This window comes from Janthinobacterium agaricidamnosum (assembly GCF_003667705.1).
GTDB lineage: Bacteria > Pseudomonadota > Gammaproteobacteria > Burkholderiales > Burkholderiaceae_D > Janthinobacterium.
Genome location: NZ_CP033019.1, coordinates 5,407,869 through 5,433,271, shown reverse-complemented (window position 1 = coordinate 5,433,271; position 25,403 = coordinate 5,407,869). Strand labels below are relative to the sequence as shown.

The following is a 25,403-nucleotide window of genomic DNA, read 5'->3' as shown; positions in this document are numbered from 1 at the left end:
CCATGCAATTGCGGATAGATGCGCTCGATGGGAATGTGGCCAAGCCGCTGGCGCAGCTGTATGTGATCACCAGCGACGAACACTTGCTGGCGCTGGAAGCGGCCGACAAGATCCGCCGCGCGGCGCGCGCGCAGGGCTACTCCGAGCGCGACGTGCTGACGGTGGAGCGCAGCTTCAAGTGGGGTGAACTGCTGGCGGCGAACCAGGAGCTGTCGCTGTTCGGCGATAAAAAACTGATCGAACTGCGCATCCCCACGGGCAAGCCGGGCAAGGATGGCGGCGCGGCGCTGCAAAGCTACGCGAAAAACCTCAGTCCCGACAACCTGACCCTGATCACCTTGCCCAAGCTGGATTGGGCCACGCAAAAGGCGGCCTGGGTCGCCAGCCTGCAGCAGGCGGCCGTGTATATCGACATTCCGAATGTGGAACGGGCACAGTTGCCGGCGTGGATATCGCAGCGCCTGGCCGCGCAGGGGCAAAGCGCCGAGCGTGCCAGCATCGACTTCATCGCCGAACGGGTGGAAGGTAACTTGCTGGCGGCGCACCAGGAAATCCAGAAGCTGGGCTTGCTGCATGCCGCGGGCAAGCTGACGTACGAACAAGTGCAGGACGCGGTGCTGAACGTGGCCCGCTACGATGTCTTCAAGCTGTCCGAAGCCATGCTGGCCGGCGACCCGGCGCGCCTGGTGCGCATGCTCGAAGGCTTGAAAGGCGAGGGCGAGGCGCTGCCGCTGGTCTTGTGGGCCGTCTCCGAGGAAATCCGCACGCTGTTAAAATTGAAGGCCGGCATGGCGCAAGGGCGTCCGTTGGGCGCGCTGCTGAAGGAATACCGCATCTGGGGTCCGCGCGAGCGGATGATGGAACCGGCCCTGCGGCGCATTTCGCTGCCCGTGCTGGAAGCGGCGCTGCAGCAGGCGGCGCAGGTGGACAAGATGATCAAGGGTTTGCGCGCCAAGGGCTACGCGGGCGATGCCTGGGACGCCATGCTGCAACTGGGACTGAAGATCGCCCGAGGCTAGTTTTTTACTATATGGATACGAGCATGGACATCACAGAATATATGCAGGACGTGGGCACGCGCGCACGCGCCGCTTCGCGCGCCATGGCGCGTGCCGACAGCGCCACGCGCAACCGCGCCTTGACCCTGATCGCCGCCGCCATCGTGCGCGATGCCGATCTGCTGCGCGCGGCCAACCAGCGCGACCTCGATGCGGCTGCTGCCGCCGGCCTGGCGCCGGCCATGCTCGACCGCCTGACCCTGTCCGACGCCGCCATCGCCACCATGGTCGAAGGCTTGACGCAAATCGTGTCGCTGGCCGACCCGATCGGCGAAATCTCGAACATGAAATTCCGTCCGACGGGCATCCAGGTGGGCCAGATGCGCGTGCCGCTGGGCGTCATCGGCATCATCTATGAAGCGCGTCCGAACGTGACGGTGGACGCGGCCGGCCTGTGCATCAAGAGCGGCAACGCGACGATCTTGCGCGGCGGCTCGGAAGCGATTCACTGCAACCGCGCGCTGGCCAAGCTGGTGGCCGAGGGCTTGCTGGGTGCCGGCCTGCCTGCCGATGCCGTGCAAGTGATCGACACTACCGACCGCGCCGCCGTCGGCGCTTTGATCACCATGCCGCAGTACGTGGACGTCATCGTGCCGCGCGGCGGCAAAGGCCTGATCGCGCGCCTGATGGAAGAGGCCACCGTGCCGATGATCAAGCACCTCGACGGCATCTGCCACGTCTACATCGACGCCAAGGCGGACCTGAAAAAAGCCGTCGATATCGGCTTCAACGCGAAGTGCCACCGCTACGGCACCTGCAACACCATGGAAACCCTGCTGGTGGCGCGCGCCATCGCACCGGCCGTGCTGCCGCAGCTGGCCGAACTGTACCTGACCAAACAGGTGGAACTGCGCGCCGATCCGGAAAGCCATGCGATCCTGGCCGCCGCCGCTTATCCGCACCTGATAGCGGCCACCGAGGAAGACTGGTCCACCGAATACCTGGCCGCCATCCTGTCGGTGAAGGTGGTCGACGGCATCGACGAAGCGATGGACCACATCAACCGGTATTCCTCGAAGCACACGGAGTCCATCATCACGGAAGACTACAGCGATGCGCTGCGCTTCCTGCGCGAAGTCGATTCCGCCTCGGTGATGGTGAACGCCTCGACGCGTTTCGCCGACGGTTTCGAATATGGCCTGGGCGCCGAGATCGGCATCTCGAACGACAAGCTGCACGCGCGCGGTCCGGTGGGCCTGGAAGGCCTGACCTCGCTCAAGTACGTGGTTTTCGGCCACGGCGAAGTACGCAAATAGTCTCATTCGCGGGCGGCCCACAAGGCGGCCCGTGCTCTTGTTTCTCTCCACCTCCGACACTGGGAACCCCATGCTCTTTCTCTGGACCAAAGCCTTCCACATCATCTTCGTCATTTCCTGGTTCGCCGGCCTGTTTTATTTGCCGCGCATCTTCGTGAACCTGGCGATGGAGACGGAAACGGTGGCCACCGAGCGCCTGCTGCTGATGGCGCGCAAGTTGTACCGCTTCATGTCGCTGCTGGCGCTGCCGGCGATGGTGCTGGGGCTGGCGTTGATGTGGATGCTGTATGGCGGGAGCCAGGGCGGCATGAAGATGCCGGGCTGGATGCACGCCAAACTGACGTTCGTGGTGCTGCTGCTCGGCTATCACCACGCCTGCGGTTCCATCCTGCGCAAGTTTGAAAAAGGTCTCAACAAGCGCAGTCACACCTGGTTCCGCTGGTTTAATGAAGTGCCGGTGGTGATGCTGCTGGCCGTCGTCGTGTTGGTCGTGGTCAAGCCTTTCTAAGGGAGTCGAAATGAGTGCAAGCCAGAGCAAAGTCGTGCAGTATTTTTTTGCGCCCCACTCGCCATGGACCTACCTGGGGCATGCGCGCCTGATGGCCATCGCCGCGAAGACGGGCGCACAGATCGACGTGCGTCCCTTTGACCTGGGCAAGGTCTTCAGCGTCTCGGGCGGCCTGCCGCTGGCCAAGCGCGCACCGCAGCGCCAGGCGTACCGCCTGGCCGAACTGGCGCGCTGGTCGGCCTTTTTGCAGGTGCCATTGACCCTGCAGCCGAAGTTCTTCCCCGTGTCGCCGGAAGCGTCGGCCAAGCTGATCATCGCCACGCGCCTGGCGCACGGCGTGGAAGCGTCGCTGAAACTGGCGCACGCCATCATGCGCGGTCTGTGGGCGGAGGAGCGCAATATCGGCGACGAGGAAACCCTGGTGCAGATCGCGTTTGACGCCGGTTTCGACGGCCGCCAGTTGCTGAAAACGTCGGAGACGGCCAGCGTGCAGGCGGAATACGACGCCAACACGGAAGCGGCCACCGCCGCCAGCGTGTTCGGTTCGCCGTGGTACATCGTCGATGGCGAAGGGTTCTGGGGGCAGGACCGCCTCGATTTTGTCGAGCGCGCGCTGGCGAAATAATTATGGAAAGATGTCAATGTAGGTCGGATTAGCGCTTTGCGCGTAATCCGACAAGCTCAGTCGGCAGCGGTGTTGTCGGCTTACGCCCTGGCGGGCTAAGCCGACCTACGCCGACCTGCGCAAGATATTGGATGTAGGTCGGATTGGCGCTGCGCGCGTAATCCGACAAGTTTTGAAATTTTTAGTTAATTGTTTTTCAACGGATAAAAGGTACACCATGGCTTCATATTTTTGCCCATGCCCGCGCGGCATGGAAGCGGCGCTGGCCGAGGAACTGGGCGAGATCGCCCAGGATAGTGCGACCATGAAGGTGCACAACCAGGTGCCGGGCGGCGTCCATTGCTCCGGCGACCTGCTCGATTCCTACCGCATCAACCTGCATTCGCGCATCGCTTCGCGCGTGCTGATGCGCATGGCGCATTCCGGCTACAAGACGGAAAACGATATTTACGACCTGACCCTGGCGCAATCCTGGGAAGACTGGTTCGGCGTGCACCACACGATCCGCGTTGACGTCACGGCCGTGAAATCGCCGCTGCGCAGCCTGGAATTCACGACATTGAAAATCAAGGATGCGATCTGCGACCGCTTCCGCGACCAGTTCAACGAGCGTCCATCGGTCAACACCAAGACGCCGGACATGCGCATCGTCGGCTTCCTCGACGCGCATACCTTCACCGTCTATCTCGACACCTCGGGCGAAGCCTTGTTCAAGCGCGGCTGGCGCGAAGAGACGGGCGACGCGCCGCTGCGCGAAAACCTGGCCGCCGGCCTGCTGCGCGTGTCGGGCTGGAAGCCTGGCATGGTGCTGTTCGACCCGATGTGCGGTTCCGGCACCATCCTGGCCGAAGCGGCGCAGATGCTGCAAGGGATACCGCCGGGCGCCTCGCGCCAGTTCGCGTTTGAAAACTTCCACGACTTCGATCCGGCGCCGTGGAATGCCATGAAAAACGCCATCAAGGTCAATCCGCTGCCGGCCGAACCGACCATTTTCGGCAGCGATATCTCGGGCGACATGGTCGCCATGACGCGCCATAACCTGCGTTGCGCCGGCGTGCGCTTCGACGTGCCCCTGAAACAGATCGAGGCGCAGGAAGTCAAGCCGCCGAGTGACGTGCCGGGCATCATGCTGACCAACCCGCCGTACGGCGAGCGTATCGGCGTGCGCGGCGACAGCACCATCCCGGAAGATGAACTGTCGACGTCGTTCTATTCGGCCATGGGCACGACCCTGAAGCAGCGCTTCGCCGGCTGGACCGTGTTCCTGTTCACGGCCGACCTGGGCCTGCCCAAGCTGCTGCGTCTGAAGGAAGCGCGCAAGACGCCATTCTTCAACGGTGCGCTGGAATGTCGTTTGTTCCGCTTTGATATGGTCGCCGGTTACAACCGCCGCGAAGAAGCCAAGCCAAAAAATAACTGATCAAACCTGCTGCGCGTCGGGATAGGCGGCCTGTGATGCTTGCCGTACTCGTGTACGGCTGCGCTTCTCGGCCAGCTCTCCCTTCCGCTCGCGACGGTTTTATCAGCTATTTTGGCGTCTGTAGACGTCTGTAGACGTCTGTAGTAACGCAGTACCTCGCGCGGACCGCAACCGGTCCGCGCGCCACTTTGGATCCGCCATGTTTCCCACCCCTCCGGCCGATGTGCCGCCCGACCCGGTCACGCCCGTTCCGCCTCCCACACCGAGCCACATGGCGCCGCTGAGCCGCGGTGCGCTGGCGATGATGCTGGCCGGGCTGTCGATGCTGGGTCCCCTGTCGATCGATACCTATCTGCCCGCGTTTGGCGCGATCCAGGGTTCGCTGCAGGCGTCGCCGCTGGAAGTGCAGCAGTCGCTGACGTTCTACATGCTGGCCTTTGCCGGCATGGTGCTGTGGCATGGCGCGATCTCGGATACCTTCGGCAGGCGCAACGTCATTCTCGTGTCGCTGCTGATGTTTGCCATCGGTTCGCTCGGCTGCGCTTCGGCGCACACGGTGCATTACCTGTGGTTCTTCCGCATCATGCAGGGCGTCTCGGCCGGCGCCGGCGTGGTGATCAGCCGTGCCATCATCCGCGACCTGTATGCCGATGCGGCGGCGGCGCGGCTGCTGTCGCTGGTGACGATGATCTTTTCCATCGCGCCGGCCGTGGCGCCGATTCTGGGCGGCTGGATCGTCATCTGGTTCGACTGGCGCTCGATCTTCCTGTTCCTCGCCTTCTACACGGTGGTGCTGCTGGCGTTCTGCTACTGGCGCCTGCCCGAAACCCTGCCGATGGAAAAGCGCCAGCCCTTCAATCCCCGCTTCCTGGCGTCGAGCTATGGCCAGATCCTGCGCTCGCCCCTGTTCCACATCAAGGCCGGCATCGTCGCGCTCAATTTCGCGGGCCTGTTCCTGTTCATCACGGCCGCGCCGGAAATGCTGCCCAAGCAGCTGGGCCTGGGGCCATCGCAATTCGCCTGGCTGTTCATTCCCTGCGTGAGCGGCATCTTCATGGGCGCCGCGGCGGCCAACCGCATCGCCGGCAAGGTCACGTTCGCGCGCCAGATCGGCATCGGCTTTGCCTTCCTGCTGTGCGCCGCCAGCGTCAATGTCGTGTATCACCTGTTCCTGCCGCCCTCCTTGCCCTGGTCGGTGCTGCCCTTGTTCTTCTATACCTTCGGCATGTCGCTGGTGGGTCCGGGCGCGACCCTGCTGGCGCTCGACCTGTTCCCGCACATCCGCGGCACGGTGGCCTCGTGCCAGTCGTTTGCCAGCACCTTGCTGGGCGCCGTGGTGGCCGGCGTGATCTCTCCTCTGCTGTCCGGTTCCGTGCTGTGGCTGGCGTCGGGCCAGCTGGCGTTTACGGGCCTGGCGCTGGCGCTGTGGCTGATATCGCGGCGCTTCCGCCACCGTTTGCTGGGTTCCTTCAAGGCATAAGTTTCCATCGCAGAACGCTGGATTTATTTCAACTTAATTTTCTATATTGCAAGTAATATCCGGCGCTTATGATAAGATGACTGCTTTTCCCGGCATCCTCTCAGGCGACATTTTTTGGGTTACAGGAGTGGAGGATTCCTCTGAACGTGGCCGCGCTTCGCTGCTGAGCGCTCTTCCTTTTCAAACCGGCAATGCCTGATACGATGCATCAATCTGATCAAGATATTCGCAATCGCCTGCTGATTGCCCGCCTGCCGGCCATGCCGCAGATCCTCCTCAAACTGATCGCCCACCTGCAGGCCGACGATGCCGGCATGCCGGAGCTGGCCGCGCTGATCGCCAAGGATGCGGGCATGACCAGCAAGATCCTCGGCGTGGCCAGCAGCTCGGCCTACCATCGGCAGAGCAAGGTCGTCAGCCTGGAACAGTCGCTCGTGTCGCTGGGCACGGACATGATCAAGACCCTGGTCATCAGCGAATCCGTCTTCCAGACCTTCAACAGCTTTCCCCATTCCGGCAGCACGGATTTGCGCGCCTTCTGGAAAAGTTCGCTGTCGGCCGCCGTCATGGCGCGCGCGCTGGCCAAGGCCATGGCCTATCCGCACGTCGAGGAAGCATATCTGGCCGGCTTGCTGCACAACGTGGGCCGCCTGGCCCTGCTGGCCACGGCGCCGAAGGAATACGCGTTCAATTTCACGGCGCGCGACGATGCCGCCCTGTGCGCGGTGGAGCAGCGTACCTTGCAGATCACGCATGCCGAAGCGGGCGCCTGGCTGATCGAGCGCTGGCATCTCGATTCCTTCCTGGCCGACAGCGTGCTGTATCACCATGAGCCGCTGGCGCGCCTGGAAGCGAGCCATCCCCTGATCCGCATCGTGCGCCTGGCGCACCTGCTGTGCTGCCATGCCGACGATGCGGAGTCGATCACGCAGGCGGCAAGCCTGTGCGCGCTGGACGTCGAGACACTGGACGAGCTGGCCGGCAGCGTCGCGCGCCAGGTGGAGCAGGCCGCGCAGCACCTGGGCATCGACCTGGCCGGCGCGGACGATATCGCCACGCCGCCCGCCTATGCGCCGCCCGCCGTCGATCCGGTGCAGCGGCGCCTGTCCGACGAAGTGCGCAATATGGTGCTGGTGTCCGAAGTGGGCCAGACCTTCGCCCGGCAGCAGGGCGAGAGCAGCCTGCTCGAAGCCATCACGCGCTCGGCGCGCATTCTGTTCGATTTCGACACCGCCGTCATCCTGCTGCAAAACCCCACCGGCCATGCGCTCGTCGGCGTGGCGGCGGGCGAACATCAGCAGCGCCTGGCCGGCTTCTCGATCCCGCTGGCCAAGGGCGGCCTCCTGGCCGCCTCGGCGCTGGAGTGCCAGCTGGCGTTCCTGAAACGCGACATGCCGGCGCTGGGCATCGTCGAGGAGCAGCTGTTCCGCATTCTCGGTACCGATAGCCTGGTCTGCGTGCCCTTGGCGTCGGGCCAGCGCAGCCTGGGCGTGCTCATTGGCGGCGTGGCGGCGTGGCAGATTCCCGCTTGCCAGAAGCGCGAGGGTTTTCTGCGCGCGTATGCCAACCAGGCCGCCACGGCGCTGGAAACGGCCATCAGCGCGCGCGGGCTGGCGCGGCGCCAGCTCGATCACGTGACCGAGGAATACCGCGCCGCGTCGCGCCGCGTCGTGCACGAAGTGAATAACCCGCTGTCCATCATCAAGAACTATCTGAGCGTGCTCGATCACAAGCTCGAGAAGCAGGAACCGGTGTCGGGCGAAATGGCGATCCTGAACGAGGAAATCGACCGGGTCGGCCAGCTGATCGGCGGCCTGGCCGATCTGCAGCCGGCGGCGTCCAGCGGCGTGACCGATTGCGCGCGCGTGGTCGACGATGTGCTGCGCCTGTTCCGCGCCACCGACTTCCTGCCGCCGAAGATCGAGGTGGTCACGCGCATGCAGGACGCGCCATGCGAGGTGGAGGCCGATGCCGACATGCTCAAGCAAATCCTGCTCAACCTGCTGAAAAACGCCGTCGAAGCCCTGCCTGATGGCGGGCGCATCGAAGTGGCGAACCGTGGCCACGTGAACCGCGACCGCCGCCTGTACCTGGAGCTGTGCGTCAGCGATAATGGCGCCGGCCTGGCGCCGGACGTGCTGGCCAATCTGTTTTCCCCCGTGCGCAGCAGCAAGGCAGGCGCGCATCACGGCCTGGGCTTGTCCATCGTGCATGACCTGGTCACGCGCCTGCATGGCGTGATCGGCTGCCGCAGCAGCAAGTCCGGCACCTCGTTTGAAATTTTACTGCCCATTCCCTTGCCGGCAAGCGCTGCAGCCGCGCTGCCCTCGCCCGGCAATACCGCCATGTCTTCGTAACGTCCATGAACTCCTCCGCCATTCCGTTTGACCTGGAAAACAGCCCGCGCATTTTGCTGGTCGACGACGAGCCCCGCCTGCTCGCCTCTCTCCACGAATTGCTGAAGGACCGCGGCTACCAGCTGCACACGGCCACCTGCGGCAGCGAGGCGCTGGCGCAGTTGTCAAAACTGCGCTTCGACCTGATCCTGCTCGACTTGCGCCTGCCCGACATGAGCGGCCATGAAATCATGGACCACATCAACCGGCGCGGCATCGAGGGCGACGTGATCGTCATGAGCGGCGACGTCGGCATCGAGGCGGCCATCGGCGCCCTCAAACGCGGGGCCTACGATTATCTGCGCAAGCCCTACAGCCGCGAGGAGCTGCTCAAGACGGTGGAGAACGCGCTGCAAAAGAGCCAGCTGGCGCTGGAGAACGAGCGCATCGCGCTGCAGCTGGAAAACTCGGAAAAGATGTACCGCTACCTGGTCGACAGCTCGCCCGACATCATCTATACGCTGAACCACGAAGGCCGCATCACTTTCATCAACGACAGGGTGCACCAGTTGCTGGGCTTTAGCCGCGAGGAGCTGATCGGCAGCCATTACTCGATTCTCGTGCACGATGAAGACCAGGAGCGGGCGCGCTATGCCTTCAACGAGCGCCGCCTCGACGAGCGCGCCTCGCGCAATGTGGAACTGCGCCTGAAGTGCCATAGCGGCAGCGGCAGCGACCGGACCTTCAACAACACCCTGATGACGATTCCGCTCAACTCGATCGGCATGCACGGCCACGACCAGGAAGCGAAAAAGCAGGAGTACTTCGGCACCTACGGCGTGGCGCGCGACATCACCGACCGCAAGCGCGCCGAGGAAGTCATCTCTTACCAGGCCTATCACGACATCCTGACGGACCTGCCGAACCGCATGCTGTTCAAGGACCGCCTGGGGCTGGCCGTCATCCAGGCGCGGCGCAAGCTGACGGAACTGGCCGTGATGTTCATCGACCTCGATCGTTTCAAGCTGGTCAACGACACCCTGGGGCACGTGAAGGGCGACGAGCTGCTGCAGCAAGTGGCGCTGCGCCTGAAGGATTGCCTGCGCCGCGGCGATACCCTGGCGCGCCAGGGCGGCGATGAATTCACCATCGTGCTGCCGGAACTGCGCGACCGCCAGGATGCGCGCCTGATCGCCGACAAATTCCTCGAATGCCTGCACCAGCCGTTCGACCTCGATGGCAACCAGGTGCATATTTCGGCGTCCATCGGCATCGCCATCTATCCGGGCGACGGCGAGACCATCGACGAGCTGCTGCGCCACGCCGACATCGCCATGTACCAGGTCAAGGCGCTGGGCAAGAACGGCCACAGTTTCTATCACGAGTCCATGCTCGACGTGTCGCACCAGAAGATCGCGCTCGAGCAGAGCCTGCGCAAGGCGCTGGAGCTGAATCAGCTGGAGATGTATTACCAGCCGCAGGTGGATGTGATGACGGGCCGCATCGTTGGCGCCGAAGGCCTGATGCGCTGGAACCACCCGCAGCGGGGTTTGCTGACGGCCGGCGAATTCCTGCCGTTCGCCGAGGAAAACGGCTTGATGCTGCCGATCTCGGACTGGATGCTGGGCGCCCTGTGCCGCGACCTGGTGCAGTGGAACGCGGCTGGCGGCGAAGCCGTGCGCCTGTCGCTCAATTTGTCGCCGCAATACCTGGACCGGGGCGACTTTTTCGAGAAGATGCGCGGCGCGCTGACGCGCTACGGCATCGCGCCGGAAAAGATCGAAGTCGAGATCACGGAAAACATCTGCATCCGCAACCCGCAGTACGCGATCGAGCAGTTGAACAAGCTGTGCCAGCTGGGCGTGTCGGTGGCCATCGACGATTTCGGCACCGGCTATTCCTCGCTGTCGTACCTGCATCGCTTCCCCATCCACACCATCAAGATCGACCAGTCGTTTGTGAAGGAAATCCACGACGAGCACGGACACTATCCCGTCATCCTGGCCATCATCTCGATTGCGCGCGGCCTGGGCCTGCACCTGATCGCCGAGGGTGTGGAGACGGAAGGGCAGGCGCGCTACCTGCAGGACAAGGGCTGCACCACGATGCAGGGCTATCTGTACCACCGGCCCATTTCGCTGGGCAGTTTTATCGGCGTGCTGCAGGAGCAGAACCGCCTGATCGCCGATGCCGCCCCCGCGCCGTCCCCGACGCTGACCATCGAGGCTTGACCGTGTCGCTTGCCGATCCCCGCTACACGGCTGCTCATTACACGGCTGACTACCTGCGCCTGAAAGGACTGGCCGAGAAAGGCAATGCGAACGCCCAGCACAGCCTGGGCTTCATGTATTTCAATGGCCAGGGTATCGAACAAAGCTATGCGCTGGCGCTGCACTGGTACGGCCTGGCTGCCGCGCAGGGACTCGAGCATGCGCAATACAACCTGGGCGTGATGTGCCAGAAGGGCCAGGGCGTGCCGCAGGATTTTGCGCAGGCGGCGCACTGGTACCAGCAGGCGGCCGAACAGGGCTACGCGGCGGCCCAGTACAACCTGGGCTGGCTGTATGCCAAGGGCCAGGGACTCGCGCAAGATAGCGGGCAAGCCATGCTGTGGTTCAGCCGCGCGGCGGAGCAGGGCGACGCGGGCGCGCAAAACAACCTGGGCATGATGTATGACAATGGCAAGGGCGTGCCGCAGGACTTCGTGCAAGCCATCGCCTGGTACCGCAAGGCGGCCGAACAGGGCTATGCGCGTGCGCAGTTCAACCTGGGCCTGCGCTACGACAATGGCCAGGGCGTGCGCCAGGATCGCCAGCAGGCGACGGCCTGGATGCGCAAGGCCGCTGAGCAGGGTTATGCGCCGGCCCAGTTCAACCTGGCGCTGCGCTATGAAAATGGCGACGTGCTGCCGCAGGACAGCCGGCAGGCGATCAGCTGGTACCGGCGCGCAGCCGAGCAGGGCCACGCCAGTTCGCAGTTCAACCTGGGCCTGATTTACGACAATGGCCAGGGCGTGCCTTGCGATAAACAGGCGGCGCTGGAGTGGTATGTCAAGGCGGCGGGACTGGGTCATGCGGCGGCCCAGCACAACCTGGGCCTGCATCATGAACATGGCGCCCACGATTACGCGCAGGCGCAAGCGTTTTACCGCCAGGCCGCCGAGCAGGGCTTCCCCGCCGCGCAGTATCAGTTGGGACTGCTGCATGAGCATGGACAGGGCGTGCCTGCCGATGCGCAGGAAGCCATCTTCTGGTACCGCAAGGCGGCCGACCAGGGACATGTGCGCGCGCAGTTCGACCTGGGCCTGCGCTATGAGCATGGCCAGGGTGTGCCGCAGGATCTGTCGCTGGCGCTGGAATGGTACCGCCGCGCCGCCGAGCAGGATTACGCGCCGGCGCAATACATGCAGGGCGTCTTGCACGACCGCGACGATGGTCCTGCACCTGACAGCCAGCAGGCATGCGCCTGTTACTGCCGCGCCGCCGCCCAGGGCCACAGCCTGGCCCAGTTTGCGCTGGGCCTGCGGCACGACAATGGCCAGGACGTGCCGCAGGACTATGCCGCTGCCTGGGACTGGTATGCGCTGGCCGCGCGCCAGGGCCATGCGCGGGCGCAGATGAATCTGGGCCTGATGGCCGCAAGCGGCCAGGGCGCTCCGCTCGATTTGCAGCAGGCGTATATCTGGCTGTCGATGGCCTCGGCGGCCGGCGTGGCCGGCGCGGAAAAATCCCTGCGCCAGACGGCGGCGCGCATGCGCGAGACGGATCTGAACCAGGTGCGCGAGCGCCTGGAAGCGCTGGCCGATTAATTCACGCTCTCATTAAAATCGTCGCGCGCCACGCTGGCATTGAGGATGCCAGGTATGTCAAGAATGGGTCTTTATTTTACTGAAAACGGTTAACGCCATCTTCAAGAAAGATTGCGCATATTAATCCCGAATGAGAGTATCATAATATTCAAAAAAAAATATCAAACACATAATACTCTGTCGCAGTAGTACGTTCAGTCAGGTCGTCCATCGACGATTGCACACTCGGGAACGCCTGTGAATTCGTTCAAGTGAGCAAAGGAAAGTAATATGATTTTAGTGACTGGTGGCGCCGGCTTCATCGGTTCCAACTTTGTAAGAGACTGGCTGGCGCTCAACGATGAGCCTGTAATCAATTTTGACAAACTGACCTACGCTGGCAATCTCAGCAATCTGGCCAGTCTGGAGCAAGACCCGCGGCATATCTTCGTACGCGGCGATATTTGCGATACTGCCCACGTCTCCCGCCTGCTGGCCGAACACCAGCCCCGTGCCATCGTGCATTTTGCCGCAGAGAGCCATGTCGATCGCTCGATCCATAGCCCCGGCGAATTCATTACCACCAACGTCAACGGCACCTTCAGCCTGCTCGAGGCCGCACGTGCTTACTGGTCTGGCCTGACAGGCGACGCCAGGGACGGCTTCCGTTTCCTGCACGTCTCGACCGACGAGGTGTACGGCACCCTGGGACCGAACGACCCGCCATTTACGGAAACGACGCCGTATGCGCCCAACAGTCCCTATTCGGCATCGAAAGCGGCGTCCGATCATCTGGTGCGCGCGTATTTCCATACCTATGGCATGCCGGTGCTTACCACCAACTGCTCTAACAACTATGGTTCCTTCCATTTCCCGGAAAAACTGATTCCGCTCATCATCAGCAATGCCCGTGCCGGCAAGGCCTTGCCTATCTATGGCGATGGTATGCAAGTGCGCGACTGGCTGTACGTGGGCGACCATTGCGCGGCGATCCGCCGCGTCCTGGAAGCGGGACGCCTGGGCGAGGTCTACAACGTGGGCGGCTGGAATGAAATGGCCAATCTGGAAGTCGTGCATATCTTGTGCGACATCCTCGATACGCTCGATCCCAAGGCGTCCGGCAGCTATCGCGAACAAATCACCTACGTACTGGATCGCCCAGGCCACGACCGTCGCTATGCCATCGACGCGCGCAAGATCGAGCGCGAACTGGGCTGGAAGCCGGCCGAAACCTTCGCCACTGGCATCCGCAAGACCGTCCAGTGGTATATGGACAACCAGGTCTGGGTACGTGATGTGCAGTCGGGCGATTACCTGAAGTGGGTAGAGAAAAATTACGCGGCACGCGACACAGCCGAGGAGCAGCAATAATGGGAAACGCCATCGAACGCAAGGGCATCATCCTCGCAGGCGGTTCCGGCACGCGCCTGTACCCTGTCACCATGGCCGTGTCGAAGCAGCTGCTGCCCGTGTATGACAAGCCGATGATCTACTATCCGCTGACCACGCTGATGCTGGCTGGCATACGCGACATCCTGATCATTTCCACACCACAAGATACGCCGCGCTTCCAGGAGTTGCTGGGTGACGGCAGCCAGTGGGGCATCAAACTCAGCTACGCCGTGCAACCCACGCCGGATGGCCTGGCACAGGCGTTCATCATTGGCAAAGAATTTGTCGGCAATGCGCCATCGGCCCTGATTCTGGGCGACAACATCTATTATGGCCATGACTTTGAAACGCAGTTGCGCGTAGCCTCGGCACGCACCAGCGGCTCGACCGTGTTCGCTTACCATGTCACCGATCCGCAACGCTATGGCGTGATCGATTTCGACGCGCAACGTCACGCCGTCAGCATCGAGGAAAAGCCGCTCAAGCCAAAATCGAATTACGCCGTCACCGGCCTGTATTTCTACGACAGCCAGGTCTGCGACATCGCCGCCAGTATCGTGCCTTCTGCGCGTGGCGAGCTGGAAATCACGGATGTCAACCGCGCCTACTTGGAACGCGGGCAATTGAACGTCGAATTGATGGGCCGCGGCATGGCCTGGCTTGATACGGGCACCCATGAATCCTTGTTGGAAGCGGGCCAATTCATCGCTACCATTGAAAACCGCCAGGGCTTGAAAGTTGCCTGCCCCGAGGAAATCGCTTACCGCAAGGGATATATCGATGCCGCCAAACTGGAGCAGCTAGCCCGGCCGTTGAAGAAAAACGCCTACGGTCAATATCTGTTGCGTTTGCTCGACGACAAAATATTCTGAGGTGCGCCGCGCTTTCCACCTAGTTCATACGATACCGATATACCATGCAAATCCAGACCACAGCCATACCTGACATATTGATACTCGAACCGACGGTATTCGGTGACGACCGCGGCTTTTTCTATGAAAGCTTTAACCAGAAGCGCTTTGCCGAACTGACCGGCGTTACGCGCTCTTTCGTGCAAGACAATCATTCCAAGTCGGCCAAGGGGGTGTTGCGCGGCCTGCATTATCAGATCCAGCAGCCGCAAGGCAAACTGGTGCGCGTCACCGCCGGCGCAGTATTCGACGTCACCGTCGACCTGCGTAAAAATTCGCCAAGCTTCGGTCGCTGGGTCGGCGTGGTGCTGTCGGCTGCCAACAAACGCCAGCTATGGATTCCCGAAGGCTTCGCCCACGGCTTCCTGGTAACCAGCGACAACGCTGAATTTTTGTACAAAACCACCGATTACTGGGCGCCGGAATTTGAGCGTAGTATCTTGTGGAATGATCCGGCAATCGGCATCGACTGGCCGCTGGACGGCGAACCGCTCTTGTCGGGCAAGGACAAAGCCGCGACGTTGCTGGCCCATGCCGACGTCTTTGCCTGAGCACGGCAAGACAGCCGTGCCGCATTCACTGGAACAATTATGAGCCGTATCTTAATTACAGGAAAAACCGGCCAGGTTGGCTACGAACTGGAACGCAGCCTGCAAGGCCTGGGAGAAATCATAGCGCTCGACCGCAGGCAGATGGATCTGGCCGATTTGACCCAGGTACGCGACATGATCCGCCGCATCAAGCCGACGCTGATCGTCAACCCGGCCGCCTACACCGCCGTCGACAAGGCGGAAAGCGAGCCAGAGTTGGCCATGCGCATCAATGGCGAGGCGCCGGCTGTCATGGCCGAGGAAGCAAAAAAATTAGGTGCTGCAATGATTCATTACAGCACTGATTATGTCTTTGATGGATCGAAAAACGGTCCCTATGTCGAGACCGATCCGACGTGCCCTGTCAATGTGTACGGCAGTAGCAAGCTGGCCGGCGAACAGGCGATCCAGGCAGCCGGCATCCCGCATCTGATCCTGCGCACCAGCTGGGTCTACAGCATGCATGGAAAGAACTTTCTGCTGACCATGCTCCGCCTGGCGCAGGAGCGCGACGAGCTCAGTATCGTTTCCGACCAGGTCGGTGCACCCACCTGGAGCCGCACCATCGCCGACACCACCGCGCATATCGTGGCGCAAAGCGTCGTTGCCACGAACCGCCAAGCATGGTGGGACAAACGCTCTGGTTTATATCACTTGACGGCACAGGGACAAACCAGCTGGTTCGGCTTCACTGAGGCGATCATGGCAAATGCCTCGATTGCCAAGAAGCCGCGTCTCAGACCGATACTCGCGCAAGCCTACCCGGTACCCGCACGGCGGCCTGCCAATTCGGTGCTGTCTTCGGAACGGTTGAAGAAGGCCTTCTGCGGATTGCCGCAGTGGCAGGATGCGTTGAAACTATGCCAGGACTGAGGATATAAAACATGTAAGAGAAACAATTGCCGTTGTAAAGCTGAACTAGCGGGGCAAGCCAGGTCCCGAGCTGCTCAGGCGGAGCCGACAGAATGCTGGTCAACTACCGGAAGTCCAAAGACCTGATCGTTGAAAACGATATCCATGTTTGCCATATGGTCCAGGTCCTGAAGAGGACGTCGCAGCCATGCGCGGCACTTCACAAATTTGCCAAGTACTCGCCATCCCGCGTAAAATGCAGGCTTCGCGGGTGTAGCTCAATGGTAGAGCAGAAGCTTCCCAAGCTTACGACGAGGGTTCGATTCCCTTCACCCGCTCCAATGAAAAACGGCGAAAAACTGTTTTCGCCGCTCCACAAAGCAAAAATTGCTCCACAAAAGGCGCTCAGGCGAGCTTTTCAGGGCCATGGTTGGATTGCCGTTTGTGCAATAAATTTCACTCATTTCAATTGTTGTATAAGCAATTTCTCCATCTGTTCGCGGATGAGAAACTTGCATTAAAAGCCACAATCCTACCCGGAATTTTAGATGTCTTGACTTGTGAGTTTGGATTATTACATATGTGATATTCAGCGATGACGCGTAAGTATATGATTTTTAGGTGTATTATCTTGAAAATTCAACTTAATCTTTTGCGCCATTTAAGAAAAGCAGGATCGCTATGCCAGACTTCCAACACTTTGACCTGAAACTTTTAAATCCGTCGTTCGACTCACCACTTGTCGATGTTCTCACGGAACTGGAACACTTGCGGCGATTGCAACTTGGGGGCACAACGCCCGCGTCAACCTTCTTCCAGCTCAAGCATATTTTCCACATGCTGGAAAGCCTCGGGTCTGCGCGAATCGAGGGCAACCATACGACTCTTGCAGACTACGTCGAGACTTCGGTGGAAGGGGGCACGAACGATAGCGACCAGGTGCGCGAGATCTCCAACATCGAAAAGGCGATGCAATATATCGAGGATGTGGTGACGCCGAATTCTGCGGTCTCGGAACACTTCATCCGGGAGCTGCACGCGCTGGCAGTGCATGACCTGGAGAGAGAGGGCGACCGCACGCCTGGCGCATATCGAACGGGAGCGGTCCGCATTGCGAAGTCAGACCACCTTCCGCCAGATCCTGTCCTTGTACCTGGTTACATGGAAGAGCTGATGGGGTTCATCAATCGAGATGATCCTCCCAAGTATGCCTTGATCAAGGTTGCCTTGGCACACCATCGTTTTGGTTGGGTCCATCCCTTTAGCAATGGCAATGGGCGCGTCGTGCGTTTGATGACCTATGCTCTCCTGATCAAGTACGGCTTCAACGTCAAGACCGGCGGACGGGTGTTGAACCCGACCGCTGTTTTTTGCAATGACCGTGAGCGCTACTATGCGATGCTTTCATGCGCGGACAAGGGAACAGATGAAAGCCTGGATCGCTGGTGCACTTACGTTTTGCAAGGCATCCTGGATGAACTGCAAAAAGTGGACCGGCTGACCGACTACACTTTCTTGAAGGAAAAAATCCTGATTCCCGCGCTTGCCTATTCGGTCCAGCGGCAATTGATTACGCATGAGGAGCAGGCGATTTTGCTTGAGGTGGTAAAGCTGGGCACCGCAAAATCTGGCGATCTGGCCAAGGTGATGCCTGGGCTAAATCCAGCTCAGCGCACCTACCAGATCAGGCGCCTGGTGGAGGGTAAGATGTTGCAGCCCATTAAGCCTGGCGCACGCCAGTACACGATGTGCTTTACGAATAACTACCTGCTTCGCGGGGCCATCAACGCGCTGTCGAACGAGGGCTTCATCTCCGCATCCTTGCTTGGCCCTGCGTAAGCAGGCATGCAACGCGGCTTACCGCGTCGGCTCGACGATCTTCCCGCGTCGCAGGTAATGCCGTTGCGTGGTCCTCACGCTATCGTGCCCTAAAAGATCGCTGGCCGCCTGGTCTCCGTGTTGGTCCGAGGTGTCGTCGGCGGCTTTTGCGCGGAGGTCATAGAACCAGAATTTTTTGATCTCCGGTAGCAATTCGGGATTCTTTTCGGCAGCCAGCTTTTTCGCTGCATCGAATTGCGAGCGCAGCGCCGGACCCGTCAGGCGCTTGCCGTGGGCATTCACCAGCAACGCGGCAGTGACGATGCTGCGTGTCGCCTTGCGTGCCTTGATGCGCTCAATCAAGGCGGCGAGTTCGCCGACAACCTTGATGCGCAAGGGCTGTTTGGTTTTCTCTTGTGTTACGACCAGGTAGCCACCGATGATGTCGCTTTCGGTCATCTTCAACGCGTCGGCAGGCCGCTGGCCAGTCAGGTAGGCAAGATCCATGGCGTCGCGCAAAGGGGCGCCCGCATGCCCCCATACCGCCTCGAATACTGCATCTGTGATGTACACGGTGCGCTTGGGCAGGGAGTGGCCCTGTATGCCCTCGCATGGGTTTGGCAGGTCGGTATAGCCCCAGCCGCGCGCATGGTTCCACATGGTCGAAAACACGCGCTTGCAGCGATTCGCCGTGGTTGGTTTGTCTGCACGATCGTCCAGGAACTGGCGTATGTGCATCGGCTTGATCTGCGCAAGCGGCGCCTCGGAAAATGCCGCCAGCAAGTGCTTGATGTCGGAGCGGTACATGCGGGCTGAGCTGGCGGCAAGCTTGGGCACCGCCTCGACCAGATAGCGCTTCTCGACATCGGAGAACGTCGCGTTGGCGATGACCTCCACCACGATGTTCAGTTCAGCATATTTTTTCAGCGCCAGGATGAAGTCGGGCCCAAGTGGAATTTCCTTGCGCGGCTTGTCCTTGGTGTACATGTAGTAATACACCTTGCCGCTGCGCTGCGTGCGCGGGTGCATGCACGGCGGCATATTCAAATTACGTGTGTTTCGTCGACCCATTTTTATTGATCCTTGGCATTACCCATGTTTTTTCCCGTGGCGCTTCCTTGCGCCCCTCAACTGCAGCGACCGCGACAACCGGCCGCCCGATGGCGTTGACCCAAAAGGGGAGGCCCATCTTCCGCAGCGCCTCAATTTGCTTCGTTTTCATCTTCCGGCCGGTCAGGGCGCAGATCTCATCCATGGACAGGAACGTGCTCATATGGATTTCCTTATGCTTGCACCGCGCAGCGTTGAGCCAGGGCCACCAGCCAATGCGCCAGCTCGGGCGGCGTATGCTCGCGTTCCGCCTTGCCGCATTCCGGCCGCCAGCCCGGATCTCCTTTCCGGCGCCGCTCGCCGGCGCGGTTGCGGCCGGACGGGGCGATCACATGCGACGCGTCGCCCAGGACGATGGGCATAGCTGGTATTTGAGCGGGCGCACAGCCGACGATGTACAGCAAGGTGGCCTTTTCCGCGCGGTGGCCAAACGAGCTTTGGAAAATCGGCAGCGTCCAGCCGCCAAATTTGTCCCGCTCGCCGATCGCTGGCAAGCCGCAATGAGGCCAAAGGGTCGAGCGCTTCGGGTGCTCGAGCACGCCGCCGAACTTGCGCACCTGGGCGACGGCCCACACCGCGAGTTCCTTTTCGTCCGGGCGCGGCCTGGCCAGGTGGCGCAGCGTGCCCCAGGAACGGCAAGGCGGATGCGCCACCACCGGCACACCACCTGGCCAGGCGCGGGCGTCGCGTTCCGCATCCCAGGCGTCAACAGCCGGCATGGTCTTGTAGATCGAATTGGCGCGCACGAACAAGGCCGCCACGGCCGGTACTGAGCGTTCCGCCGTCATGCTGGGCACCCCACGGGCGCGATTGCCTTCTTGACCGCCTCGATGGCGCCCAGCGGCACGGCGCGGAACATGCCCGGCCACTGGTGGTCCAGCTCCACCCACGCATGCAGCTCGCCATTGCCGACATCGCGGCGCAGGTCGTTGACGGTGCCGGCTTGGTAGCCTTCATCGGTATCGAATGTCACGCGGTCGCCCAGGGCGATTTGCCGCGGCGAATTGGTCAGGGTGTTCAGCATTGCGGTGCTCCTTTCAGTTTGGCGGTAACGCCGCACACGCCGAAGTGGTCGAGGGCGGCCTGGATCGCGTCGCCGCTGGAAGCGGCAATCGCGGCGTATTCAAAGCGTTCGGTTTGCGTGCGAACGATCACGGCATAGGTGCTCATGTGCCATTTCCTTCATGGGGTGGGTTGTCGGGGACGATCAGCCGGGGATAGGGGCAGGCGTTGACGGCCGCCCAGGCGGCAATCAGTGCTCTTTTTGCCTCGTCGGAAAGGTTCGGCGCGGGTGCCTCTGGCGGCGTGGCCGGGGCATGGCGGTCGGGGTGCGTACAGTTATTTACACGAGTCCGAGGAACGGCAACCCCAACAGCCACCCCGCGTCCGCCTGTGGCCTGTACCGGCGTCCACGTATGGCGCACGGACTTGAAGACCACGCCGATCAGATCGCTGCAGCGCACGCCGTAGGGCGTGGTGCGCAGCGTTTCGCCATAGCGGCCTATGACGGTCTTTTCGTCCTTGGCCAGGGTGACGACCAGTTCCTTGCGTGGCACCAGGGCGCCGCCCTGGGCGCGCAGGTATTCGGCCCAGCAGGCGCGCTTTTCGCCGTCGATCTTTTGCACGGCGTCCCAGGCGCGGCGCATGGCGGCCGGCGCTTCATTGAGCATGCTTTCCTCGATGCGGCGCAGTTCGCGCCACACGGTGACGGGAGCGCCGCCCCATTGCTGGAATTGGCGGATGCCCCAGCACGCGGCCCAGGACTCGACGCGCGCCGATGGCGTCAGCTCGACATCGCCTTCGGTGTCGGCCGTGACGACATAGCCCTCTTTCGTCTTGTGCTCGGCCACGCCGTCGATGTTCTTTGCCACGTACTTGGCGATGTAGCCGGCGGCGCTGCCCTTGGCCCAGTCGATGCGCTTCACGTCCAGGCGGCGCGCGAAGGCGCCCGGCTCGCCACGGTCCACGCGCCATGCGTAGCGCTTCATGATGCGGATGGCGCGGCCGGCCACGTCCTGCAGGTGGGCTGTCTTGTATTTCGCGGTGGGGCGCACGAACAGCAGCAGATGCCAATGCGGACAGCCGTCGTGATGCGGCTCGGCGATGCGAAAGCCGTACAGGCCAATACCCCGACGCGCCAGCGCGGAGCGGCAAAGCGACGTCATCTTGCCCAAGTAGGCATTCGCTTCGCGCGGTGTGGAGCCATCGAACTTGTCGTTTGGCTTGCCACTGTGCTGCATGGCGTGAAAGCGCGATGGGCACGTCCAGGTGATAAAGATGCCCTGGTCGCCGCGTTCGCGGGCAATCTGCTCAAAGCCGTTGATGCGCAGCATCAGTTCGCCGCGCCGGATGGCCTTGTTGGCAGTCGTTTTCTCAGCCAGCTCGGCGATGCTGAATTGCTGGCCGTTTTCGTTCTGCACCAGAGTGGCCGCTAGCGCTGCCGCGTTGCGGCGGTTCTGCGCCAGGCGCGATAGCACGGCATCGTTGCTGGCGTAGGGTTCGCCGCTATATTTCACATAGCCCAGGCGGATATTGCCTGCCTCGAAAGCGCGCTTGACCTTCTTGCGCAGTTGGCGGCGCCACCAGCGGGCATCGACCAGGCGGGCGATGGTGTCGGCCTGCTTTTCGAACTCTGGCAGTTTGATGCCGTAAGAGGTGCATTCGTCCGCCATGATCTGCAGGGCGTGCGCTTCCGATGTGGCCGACCAGAGCGCCTTGACCACACCAGCAGCCGCGCGCTCAGCAGTGGCCACGATATCAGGGTCGCTCTGCGACAGGTCAACGCCGGCCGGCACGTACTGCTCGGCAAACTCGCGCACAAAGCTGGTGGCGATGGATTCATAGACTTTGTGCCAGGACGACCAGGCCATCTTGGCCAGGGCGGCCGTGATGACGCGGTTGCGCCATTTGTATGGAATGCTGGCCAGCTCTGGTGCGAACTGGGCGGATCGCAAGAAGGCTTCGTGGCGTTGCGGAGCAGGCAGCAGGATTTGTTTAGATTGCATTCAACAGTCTTTCGTACACACGGATAGCGGCAGAGGTGGCGGCGCGCAACTCGATGCGCTCTTCCTCGGTAAAGGAGTGGATGGGCGATTCCCAGCGGTCGGCGTCCAGGCCGGCGGCAATCAGCACGGAACGGCGCGCGCCGCGCGGCGACAATCCCCAGGCCTGGGCGATAAAGCGCGCCTCGCTGGCACGCCGCTGCTCGATGGCGCGCAAGCTGGCCCGTTCGGCCAGGCTGGCTTTTGCCGCTGCGATGGCTGCCAGTGCCTCCGGCGCCCCTGGGGGCGTCGGCACGTCCTTGTCGCGCGCGGCGAGGATGGCCGACGCAGGCAGGAACGACAGGTGATTGTCGATAAGGGACGCCGGCATGGTTCAGTCCTTGATGGCGCCGATGGCCTGCAGCACGGCAGGGGTGATGACTATCAGGAGCGACAGCAGCCAGATGGCGACGGACTTGAGCGCGCGCAGCATTAGCAGGCCTCTGGCGATACGGAGTGCTTGACGAAATACTTGGCCAGGTAGTGCGCCGTAAGCTCAGAGCTTCCCCAAACGAAAGCGCCGTCATTGCTGGCAAACAGGAAGCGAATTTCGATAGGCAGATCGCCAATTAGCTTGCGCTGGTTTGCCGCATCAAAGAAGCCGGCCAGTTGTAGCGCCCACTCATCGCTAACGATAAACGTGAGATTGCGCGCGCCGAACGTGTGGCATGTATTGGCGACGACGTGAAGATAGTTGGTTAATGCGCCGATGTCCGTCTCGCTGCCGGGCTGAAGCAGGAAGCAGGTGGGCGCCACCGGGATGACGCATTGCGCAAGCGTAGGGCAGTTCGTGCCGCAGGTCGGGCGCAACGGTGCCGCACTGGCGGCTTGCAGACTGTTTTGCATCGGATTTCCTTATTTTTGGTTGAACGAATCCCGCACGCTCAAAAGGGAGCGCAGCAGGGCACAGCAAAAGAGGGGAGTTACAGCGGCCGGGTTACGGCGGCGCGAGGATAGGTAAGGCGTTCATCAGCACCCCGCAGTCAGGTCCAGGGCCAGTTGGCTGGTGGCCGCTGTGCGCGCATGCTGGGACATCGGGATGCGAATATCCGGCTTGGGCATGGCGGACAGCGAGAGAGTGCGCAGTACTTCCAGGCCTGCCACGAAGGAGTGCCCGCATTCGGGGTTCTGGCACATGTAGGTGATTTCCTTGAACATGGCGGACATCATGCGGCTTTTAACGGCGCGGACGGTGTATTCGCAATGCGGGCAGGGCAGGCCGATGACTCTCATTTGTTCTTTCTTTTCACTTGATACAGGGCACGGCCTCGGCCGCTCATCTTGCGAATCCCGATTCGTACGTTATCCTTAATCAACCACTCAATAGCCTGGTCGATGGTGTCCAAGCCCTGCTGTATTCGGACACGTTCAAACGTGTCTTGGTCTTCATCGCATGTTTCTACAGGTACGGAACGGTCGGGCATATTTTCGGCTGCTCAAAAGTTGCTGATTGGTGACTTCATTTAGGCAGCAATGCTGGGTAAGGTGACACTGTTGTCGTCGCCAAGCACTATTGCCGCCTGGCGAAGCGCGAGCTGCCGCAGAAACGGCGCCAGTTCCTCGCCCTGATAATTGGCGATGGCGGCCAGGACGTCATACTCATATTCGTCAAGGCGCACCATGACACGGTTGTTACGGACGCGTTTTGGATCGGGATACATGGGCCTGCTCCTGTGCTGTTAGGCGTGATGGACAAGGGAGAATTGTTCGAGTTCGGCCTCGTAAGATTGCAGGCCACGTAGCAGCATTAGGCGCATAAACGATGCCCGCGAACGGGAGTCTTGCTGTGCGAATTTTTCCACGCGCTCGATCTCAGGGGGGAGCAAGCGAATCGGGATTGGCTGCGAAAGTGGGTTCTTCGGCTGGCGCGTGACTGGAGCGGTAGATGTCATAGGATATGATTTGTATACGTCACATGGTAATGACGTCACTTTAGTACAAAAAATTGTACTTTGCAACTAAAAGATAGACATATGGATACATTAGGGCAGCGCTTAAAAAGCGAACGGAAGCGACTAGGCATGACTCAACCGGAATTCGCACTGGTTGGGAAGGTCGAGAAGGGCACACAAATTAATTACGAACAAGACAAGAGATTTCCTAGCGCGGATTATCTAATTGCCATCGCATCAGTGGGCGTCGATACGCAATATGTGTTGCATGGCACGGCCGCAAGCGCCACGTTGACCGAGGACGAGAATGAGCTACTAGTCGGATATCGCAAGTTGGACTTGCGAGGAAAAGCACGCGTACTTGGCGTTGTTGAGGGAATTACGGAGCCAGCTATTGCCCCGTCATCTAGAGGAATCGAAGGCAAGACGCAAATGGTATTTCATGGCAAAGTAGGCCAGCAAATTCACGGAGATATTACGGCTCCCCAAACGATCAACATGGGTCGCAAAAAAAAATCACCGACGTAACTCGTGGCGAAAGGGCAGGTTCTCGTTGCTTACGAGCGTAGGAAAATGGAAAGTTGCCGCTCTAGTCCCATTGCTCTTTGCCTGCTGCTGGCCGCAATATAGATGTGAAATAAAGACTTCCACGGCCACAAGATTTGTCAAAAATTCATGTTATTACGACGGGAAGCCGTATTCACTTGGTATCGTTATCGAGACGGCGCACGGGGTCAAATGTGAGTGCGCATCTACTTCCTCTGACGGTTTGCCCACTTGGGTGAGCGGTAACTGGAGTTAGCAACCTTGGACCGACTGGTCGTCCTGCTGCCAGAGACGACCATTCACGAGAGCGTGACAATGTGTGACTTTCCCCGCTATGCAACTTGTTATGATCTTGGACCGCTGGCGGCCAGAAGCAGCCGGTCAATGTTGGCGCACGGCGCGTAGAGCACGCATACAAATTGACAATCAAAATTTAGTACCGGGATCTCACAAGGATAAGCGATGGCAAAAATGGACGTAAGCAAGATTTTTGGGAAGATCAAGTACGTAGAACACTTCCCTGACTTTAAAGTGAAGGTGGTCGAGAATTTCGCGGATCTTCACGTGCTCGAGGTCGATCACTTCCCGAATAAGCCGGGGACGTGGCAAATCGTCGATAACTTCCCAAACTTCAAAGTCCAGCTCGTGGAGAACTTCCCAGACTTCACGATCAAATTCGTTAAGCACTTCCCGGGTCCGCAAAAGAAATGACCTATGCAGTTATACAGGTGCTCCTGAATGGCACTTGAATCCGACATACACCTGCTTGGCGCTGCAAGGT

27 protein-coding genes and 1 tRNA gene are annotated in these 25,403 nt (G+C 60.8%); 18 read left to right on the top strand and 10 right to left on the bottom strand.

Annotated features, from left to right (window positions below):
- Positions 1-2 precede the first annotated feature (2 nt).
- From holA to D9M09_RS24550, 15 genes are all read left to right on the top strand, one after another.
- Positions 3-1,019, top strand: a complete 1,017-nt coding sequence (gene holA, locus D9M09_RS24620; protein WP_121670610.1) for a DNA polymerase III subunit delta — start codon at positions 3-5, stop codon at positions 1,017-1,019.
- An 11-nt stretch (positions 1,020-1,030) separates the two neighbouring features.
- A complete protein-coding gene (locus D9M09_RS24615) occupies positions 1,031-2,314 on the top strand; it encodes a glutamate-5-semialdehyde dehydrogenase (RefSeq protein WP_430886678.1) in 1,284 nt (427 codons plus the stop codon).
- Positions 2,315-2,384: 70 nt separating this feature from the next.
- A complete protein-coding gene (locus D9M09_RS24610; protein ID WP_070220518.1) occupies positions 2,385-2,822 on the top strand; it encodes a CopD family protein in 438 nt (145 codons plus the stop codon).
- Positions 2,823-2,832: 10 nt separating this feature from the next.
- A complete protein-coding gene (locus tag D9M09_RS24605; protein WP_070220516.1) occupies positions 2,833-3,447 on the top strand; it encodes a 2-hydroxychromene-2-carboxylate isomerase in 615 nt (204 codons plus the stop codon).
- Between the two features lie 217 nt (positions 3,448-3,664).
- Complete coding sequence (locus tag D9M09_RS24600; protein WP_373631582.1) at positions 3,665-4,867, top strand: THUMP domain-containing class I SAM-dependent RNA methyltransferase; 1,203 nt, start codon at positions 3,665-3,667, stop codon at positions 4,865-4,867.
- Between the two features lie 199 nt (positions 4,868-5,066).
- Positions 5,067-6,347, top strand: coding sequence for a multidrug effflux MFS transporter (locus tag D9M09_RS24595; RefSeq protein ID WP_200880291.1), 1,281 nt, complete (start codon positions 5,067-5,069; stop codon positions 6,345-6,347).
- A 203-nt stretch (positions 6,348-6,550) separates the two neighbouring features.
- Entirely contained in the window at positions 6,551-8,704 is a 2,154-nt protein-coding gene (locus D9M09_RS24590) for an HDOD domain-containing protein (RefSeq protein ID WP_240453465.1), read from the top strand.
- Between the two features lie 5 nt (positions 8,705-8,709).
- The gene (locus D9M09_RS24585) at positions 8,710-10,914 is read left to right on the top strand and encodes an EAL domain-containing response regulator (protein WP_070220512.1); all 2,205 of its coding nucleotides are present in this window, start codon (positions 8,710-8,712) and stop codon (positions 10,912-10,914) included.
- A gap of 2 nt (positions 10,915-10,916) precedes the next feature.
- Complete coding sequence (locus D9M09_RS24580) at positions 10,917-12,491, top strand: SEL1-like repeat protein (protein WP_240453464.1); 1,575 nt, start codon at positions 10,917-10,919, stop codon at positions 12,489-12,491.
- 270 nt (positions 12,492-12,761) lie between these two features.
- On the top strand, positions 12,762-13,841 hold the full coding sequence (rfbB, locus tag D9M09_RS24575) for a dTDP-glucose 4,6-dehydratase (protein ID WP_070220508.1): 1,080 nt from the start codon (positions 12,762-12,764) through the stop codon (positions 13,839-13,841).
- Complete coding sequence (gene rfbA, locus D9M09_RS24570; RefSeq protein WP_070220506.1) at positions 13,841-14,734, top strand: glucose-1-phosphate thymidylyltransferase RfbA; 894 nt, start codon at positions 13,841-13,843, stop codon at positions 14,732-14,734. Before rfbB ends, rfbA begins: the two co-directional genes overlap by 1 nt.
- 44 nt (positions 14,735-14,778) lie before the next feature.
- Positions 14,779-15,324 carry a dTDP-4-dehydrorhamnose 3,5-epimerase gene (gene rfbC / locus D9M09_RS24565; RefSeq protein WP_070220504.1) on the top strand — a complete coding sequence of 182 codons (546 nt, stop codon included), beginning with the start codon at positions 14,779-14,781 and terminating at the stop codon, positions 15,322-15,324.
- Between the two features lie 39 nt (positions 15,325-15,363).
- Positions 15,364-16,236, top strand: a complete 873-nt coding sequence (gene rfbD, locus D9M09_RS24560) for a dTDP-4-dehydrorhamnose reductase (RefSeq protein WP_121670607.1) — start codon at positions 15,364-15,366, stop codon at positions 16,234-16,236.
- A 246-nt stretch (positions 16,237-16,482) separates the two neighbouring features.
- Positions 16,483-16,556, top strand: a tRNA-Gly gene (locus D9M09_RS24555).
- A gap of 340 nt (positions 16,557-16,896) precedes the next feature.
- A complete protein-coding gene (locus D9M09_RS24550) occupies positions 16,897-18,054 on the top strand; it encodes a Fic family protein (protein WP_121670606.1) in 1,158 nt (385 codons plus the stop codon).
- Between the two features lie 18 nt (positions 18,055-18,072).
- Here the strand turns inward: D9M09_RS24550 and D9M09_RS24545 are convergent, their stop codons facing one another.
- The 10 genes from D9M09_RS24545 to D9M09_RS24500 form a co-directional block, all read right to left on the bottom strand.
- Complete coding sequence (locus D9M09_RS24545) at positions 18,073-19,062, bottom strand: tyrosine-type recombinase/integrase (RefSeq protein WP_240453463.1); 990 nt, start codon at positions 19,060-19,062, stop codon at positions 18,073-18,075.
- A 19-nt stretch (positions 19,063-19,081) separates the two neighbouring features.
- Positions 19,082-19,306: a DUF4224 domain-containing protein gene (locus D9M09_RS24540; protein ID WP_121670604.1), complete on the bottom strand. Its 225-nt coding sequence runs from the start codon at positions 19,304-19,306 to the stop codon at positions 19,082-19,084.
- Positions 19,307-19,316: 10 nt separating this feature from the next.
- Positions 19,317-19,931 carry a hypothetical protein gene (locus tag D9M09_RS24535; protein ID WP_205602302.1) on the bottom strand — a complete coding sequence of 205 codons (615 nt, stop codon included), beginning with the start codon at positions 19,929-19,931 and terminating at the stop codon, positions 19,317-19,319.
- Entirely contained in the window at positions 19,928-20,167 is a 240-nt protein-coding gene (locus D9M09_RS24530; protein ID WP_121670603.1) for a hypothetical protein, read from the bottom strand. Before D9M09_RS24530 ends, D9M09_RS24535 begins: the two co-directional genes overlap by 4 nt.
- Positions 20,161-20,313: a hypothetical protein gene (locus D9M09_RS29250; protein WP_162995787.1), complete on the bottom strand. Its 153-nt coding sequence runs from the start codon at positions 20,311-20,313 to the stop codon at positions 20,161-20,163. The genes D9M09_RS24530 and D9M09_RS29250 overlap by 7 nt, the downstream gene beginning before the upstream one ends.
- Positions 20,310-22,148 (bottom strand): replication endonuclease, encoded by a 1,839-nt coding sequence (locus D9M09_RS24525; RefSeq protein WP_121670602.1) that lies wholly within the window; start codon positions 22,146-22,148, stop codon positions 20,310-20,312. Before D9M09_RS24525 ends, D9M09_RS29250 begins: the two co-directional genes overlap by 4 nt.
- Entirely contained in the window at positions 22,138-22,515 is a 378-nt protein-coding gene (locus D9M09_RS24520; RefSeq protein WP_121670601.1) for a hypothetical protein, read from the bottom strand. The genes D9M09_RS24525 and D9M09_RS24520 overlap by 11 nt, the downstream gene beginning before the upstream one ends.
- Before the next feature lie 101 nt (positions 22,516-22,616).
- Positions 22,617-23,030 (bottom strand): hypothetical protein, encoded by a 414-nt coding sequence (locus tag D9M09_RS24515; RefSeq protein ID WP_121670600.1) that lies wholly within the window; start codon positions 23,028-23,030, stop codon positions 22,617-22,619.
- Between the two features lie 123 nt (positions 23,031-23,153).
- Complete coding sequence (locus D9M09_RS24510; RefSeq protein ID WP_121670599.1) at positions 23,154-23,417, bottom strand: ogr/Delta-like zinc finger family protein; 264 nt, start codon at positions 23,415-23,417, stop codon at positions 23,154-23,156.
- 230 nt (positions 23,418-23,647) lie between these two features.
- Positions 23,648-23,845, bottom strand: a complete 198-nt coding sequence (locus D9M09_RS24500; protein WP_034745824.1) for a hypothetical protein — start codon at positions 23,843-23,845, stop codon at positions 23,648-23,650.
- Between the two features lie 312 nt (positions 23,846-24,157).
- Between D9M09_RS24500 and D9M09_RS24495 the strand changes: the two genes are divergently transcribed.
- From D9M09_RS24495 to D9M09_RS24485, 3 genes are all read left to right on the top strand, one after another.
- The gene (locus D9M09_RS24495; RefSeq protein WP_121670598.1) at positions 24,158-24,604 is read left to right on the top strand and encodes a helix-turn-helix domain-containing protein; all 447 of its coding nucleotides are present in this window, start codon (positions 24,158-24,160) and stop codon (positions 24,602-24,604) included.
- A gap of 25 nt (positions 24,605-24,629) precedes the next feature.
- Positions 24,630-24,878: a DUF1496 domain-containing protein gene (locus D9M09_RS30115; RefSeq protein WP_162995786.1), complete on the top strand. Its 249-nt coding sequence runs from the start codon at positions 24,630-24,632 to the stop codon at positions 24,876-24,878.
- 206 nt (positions 24,879-25,084) lie between these two features.
- Entirely contained in the window at positions 25,085-25,333 is a 249-nt protein-coding gene (locus tag D9M09_RS24485) for a hypothetical protein (RefSeq protein ID WP_121670596.1), read from the top strand.
- Positions 25,334-25,403 lie beyond the last annotated feature (70 nt).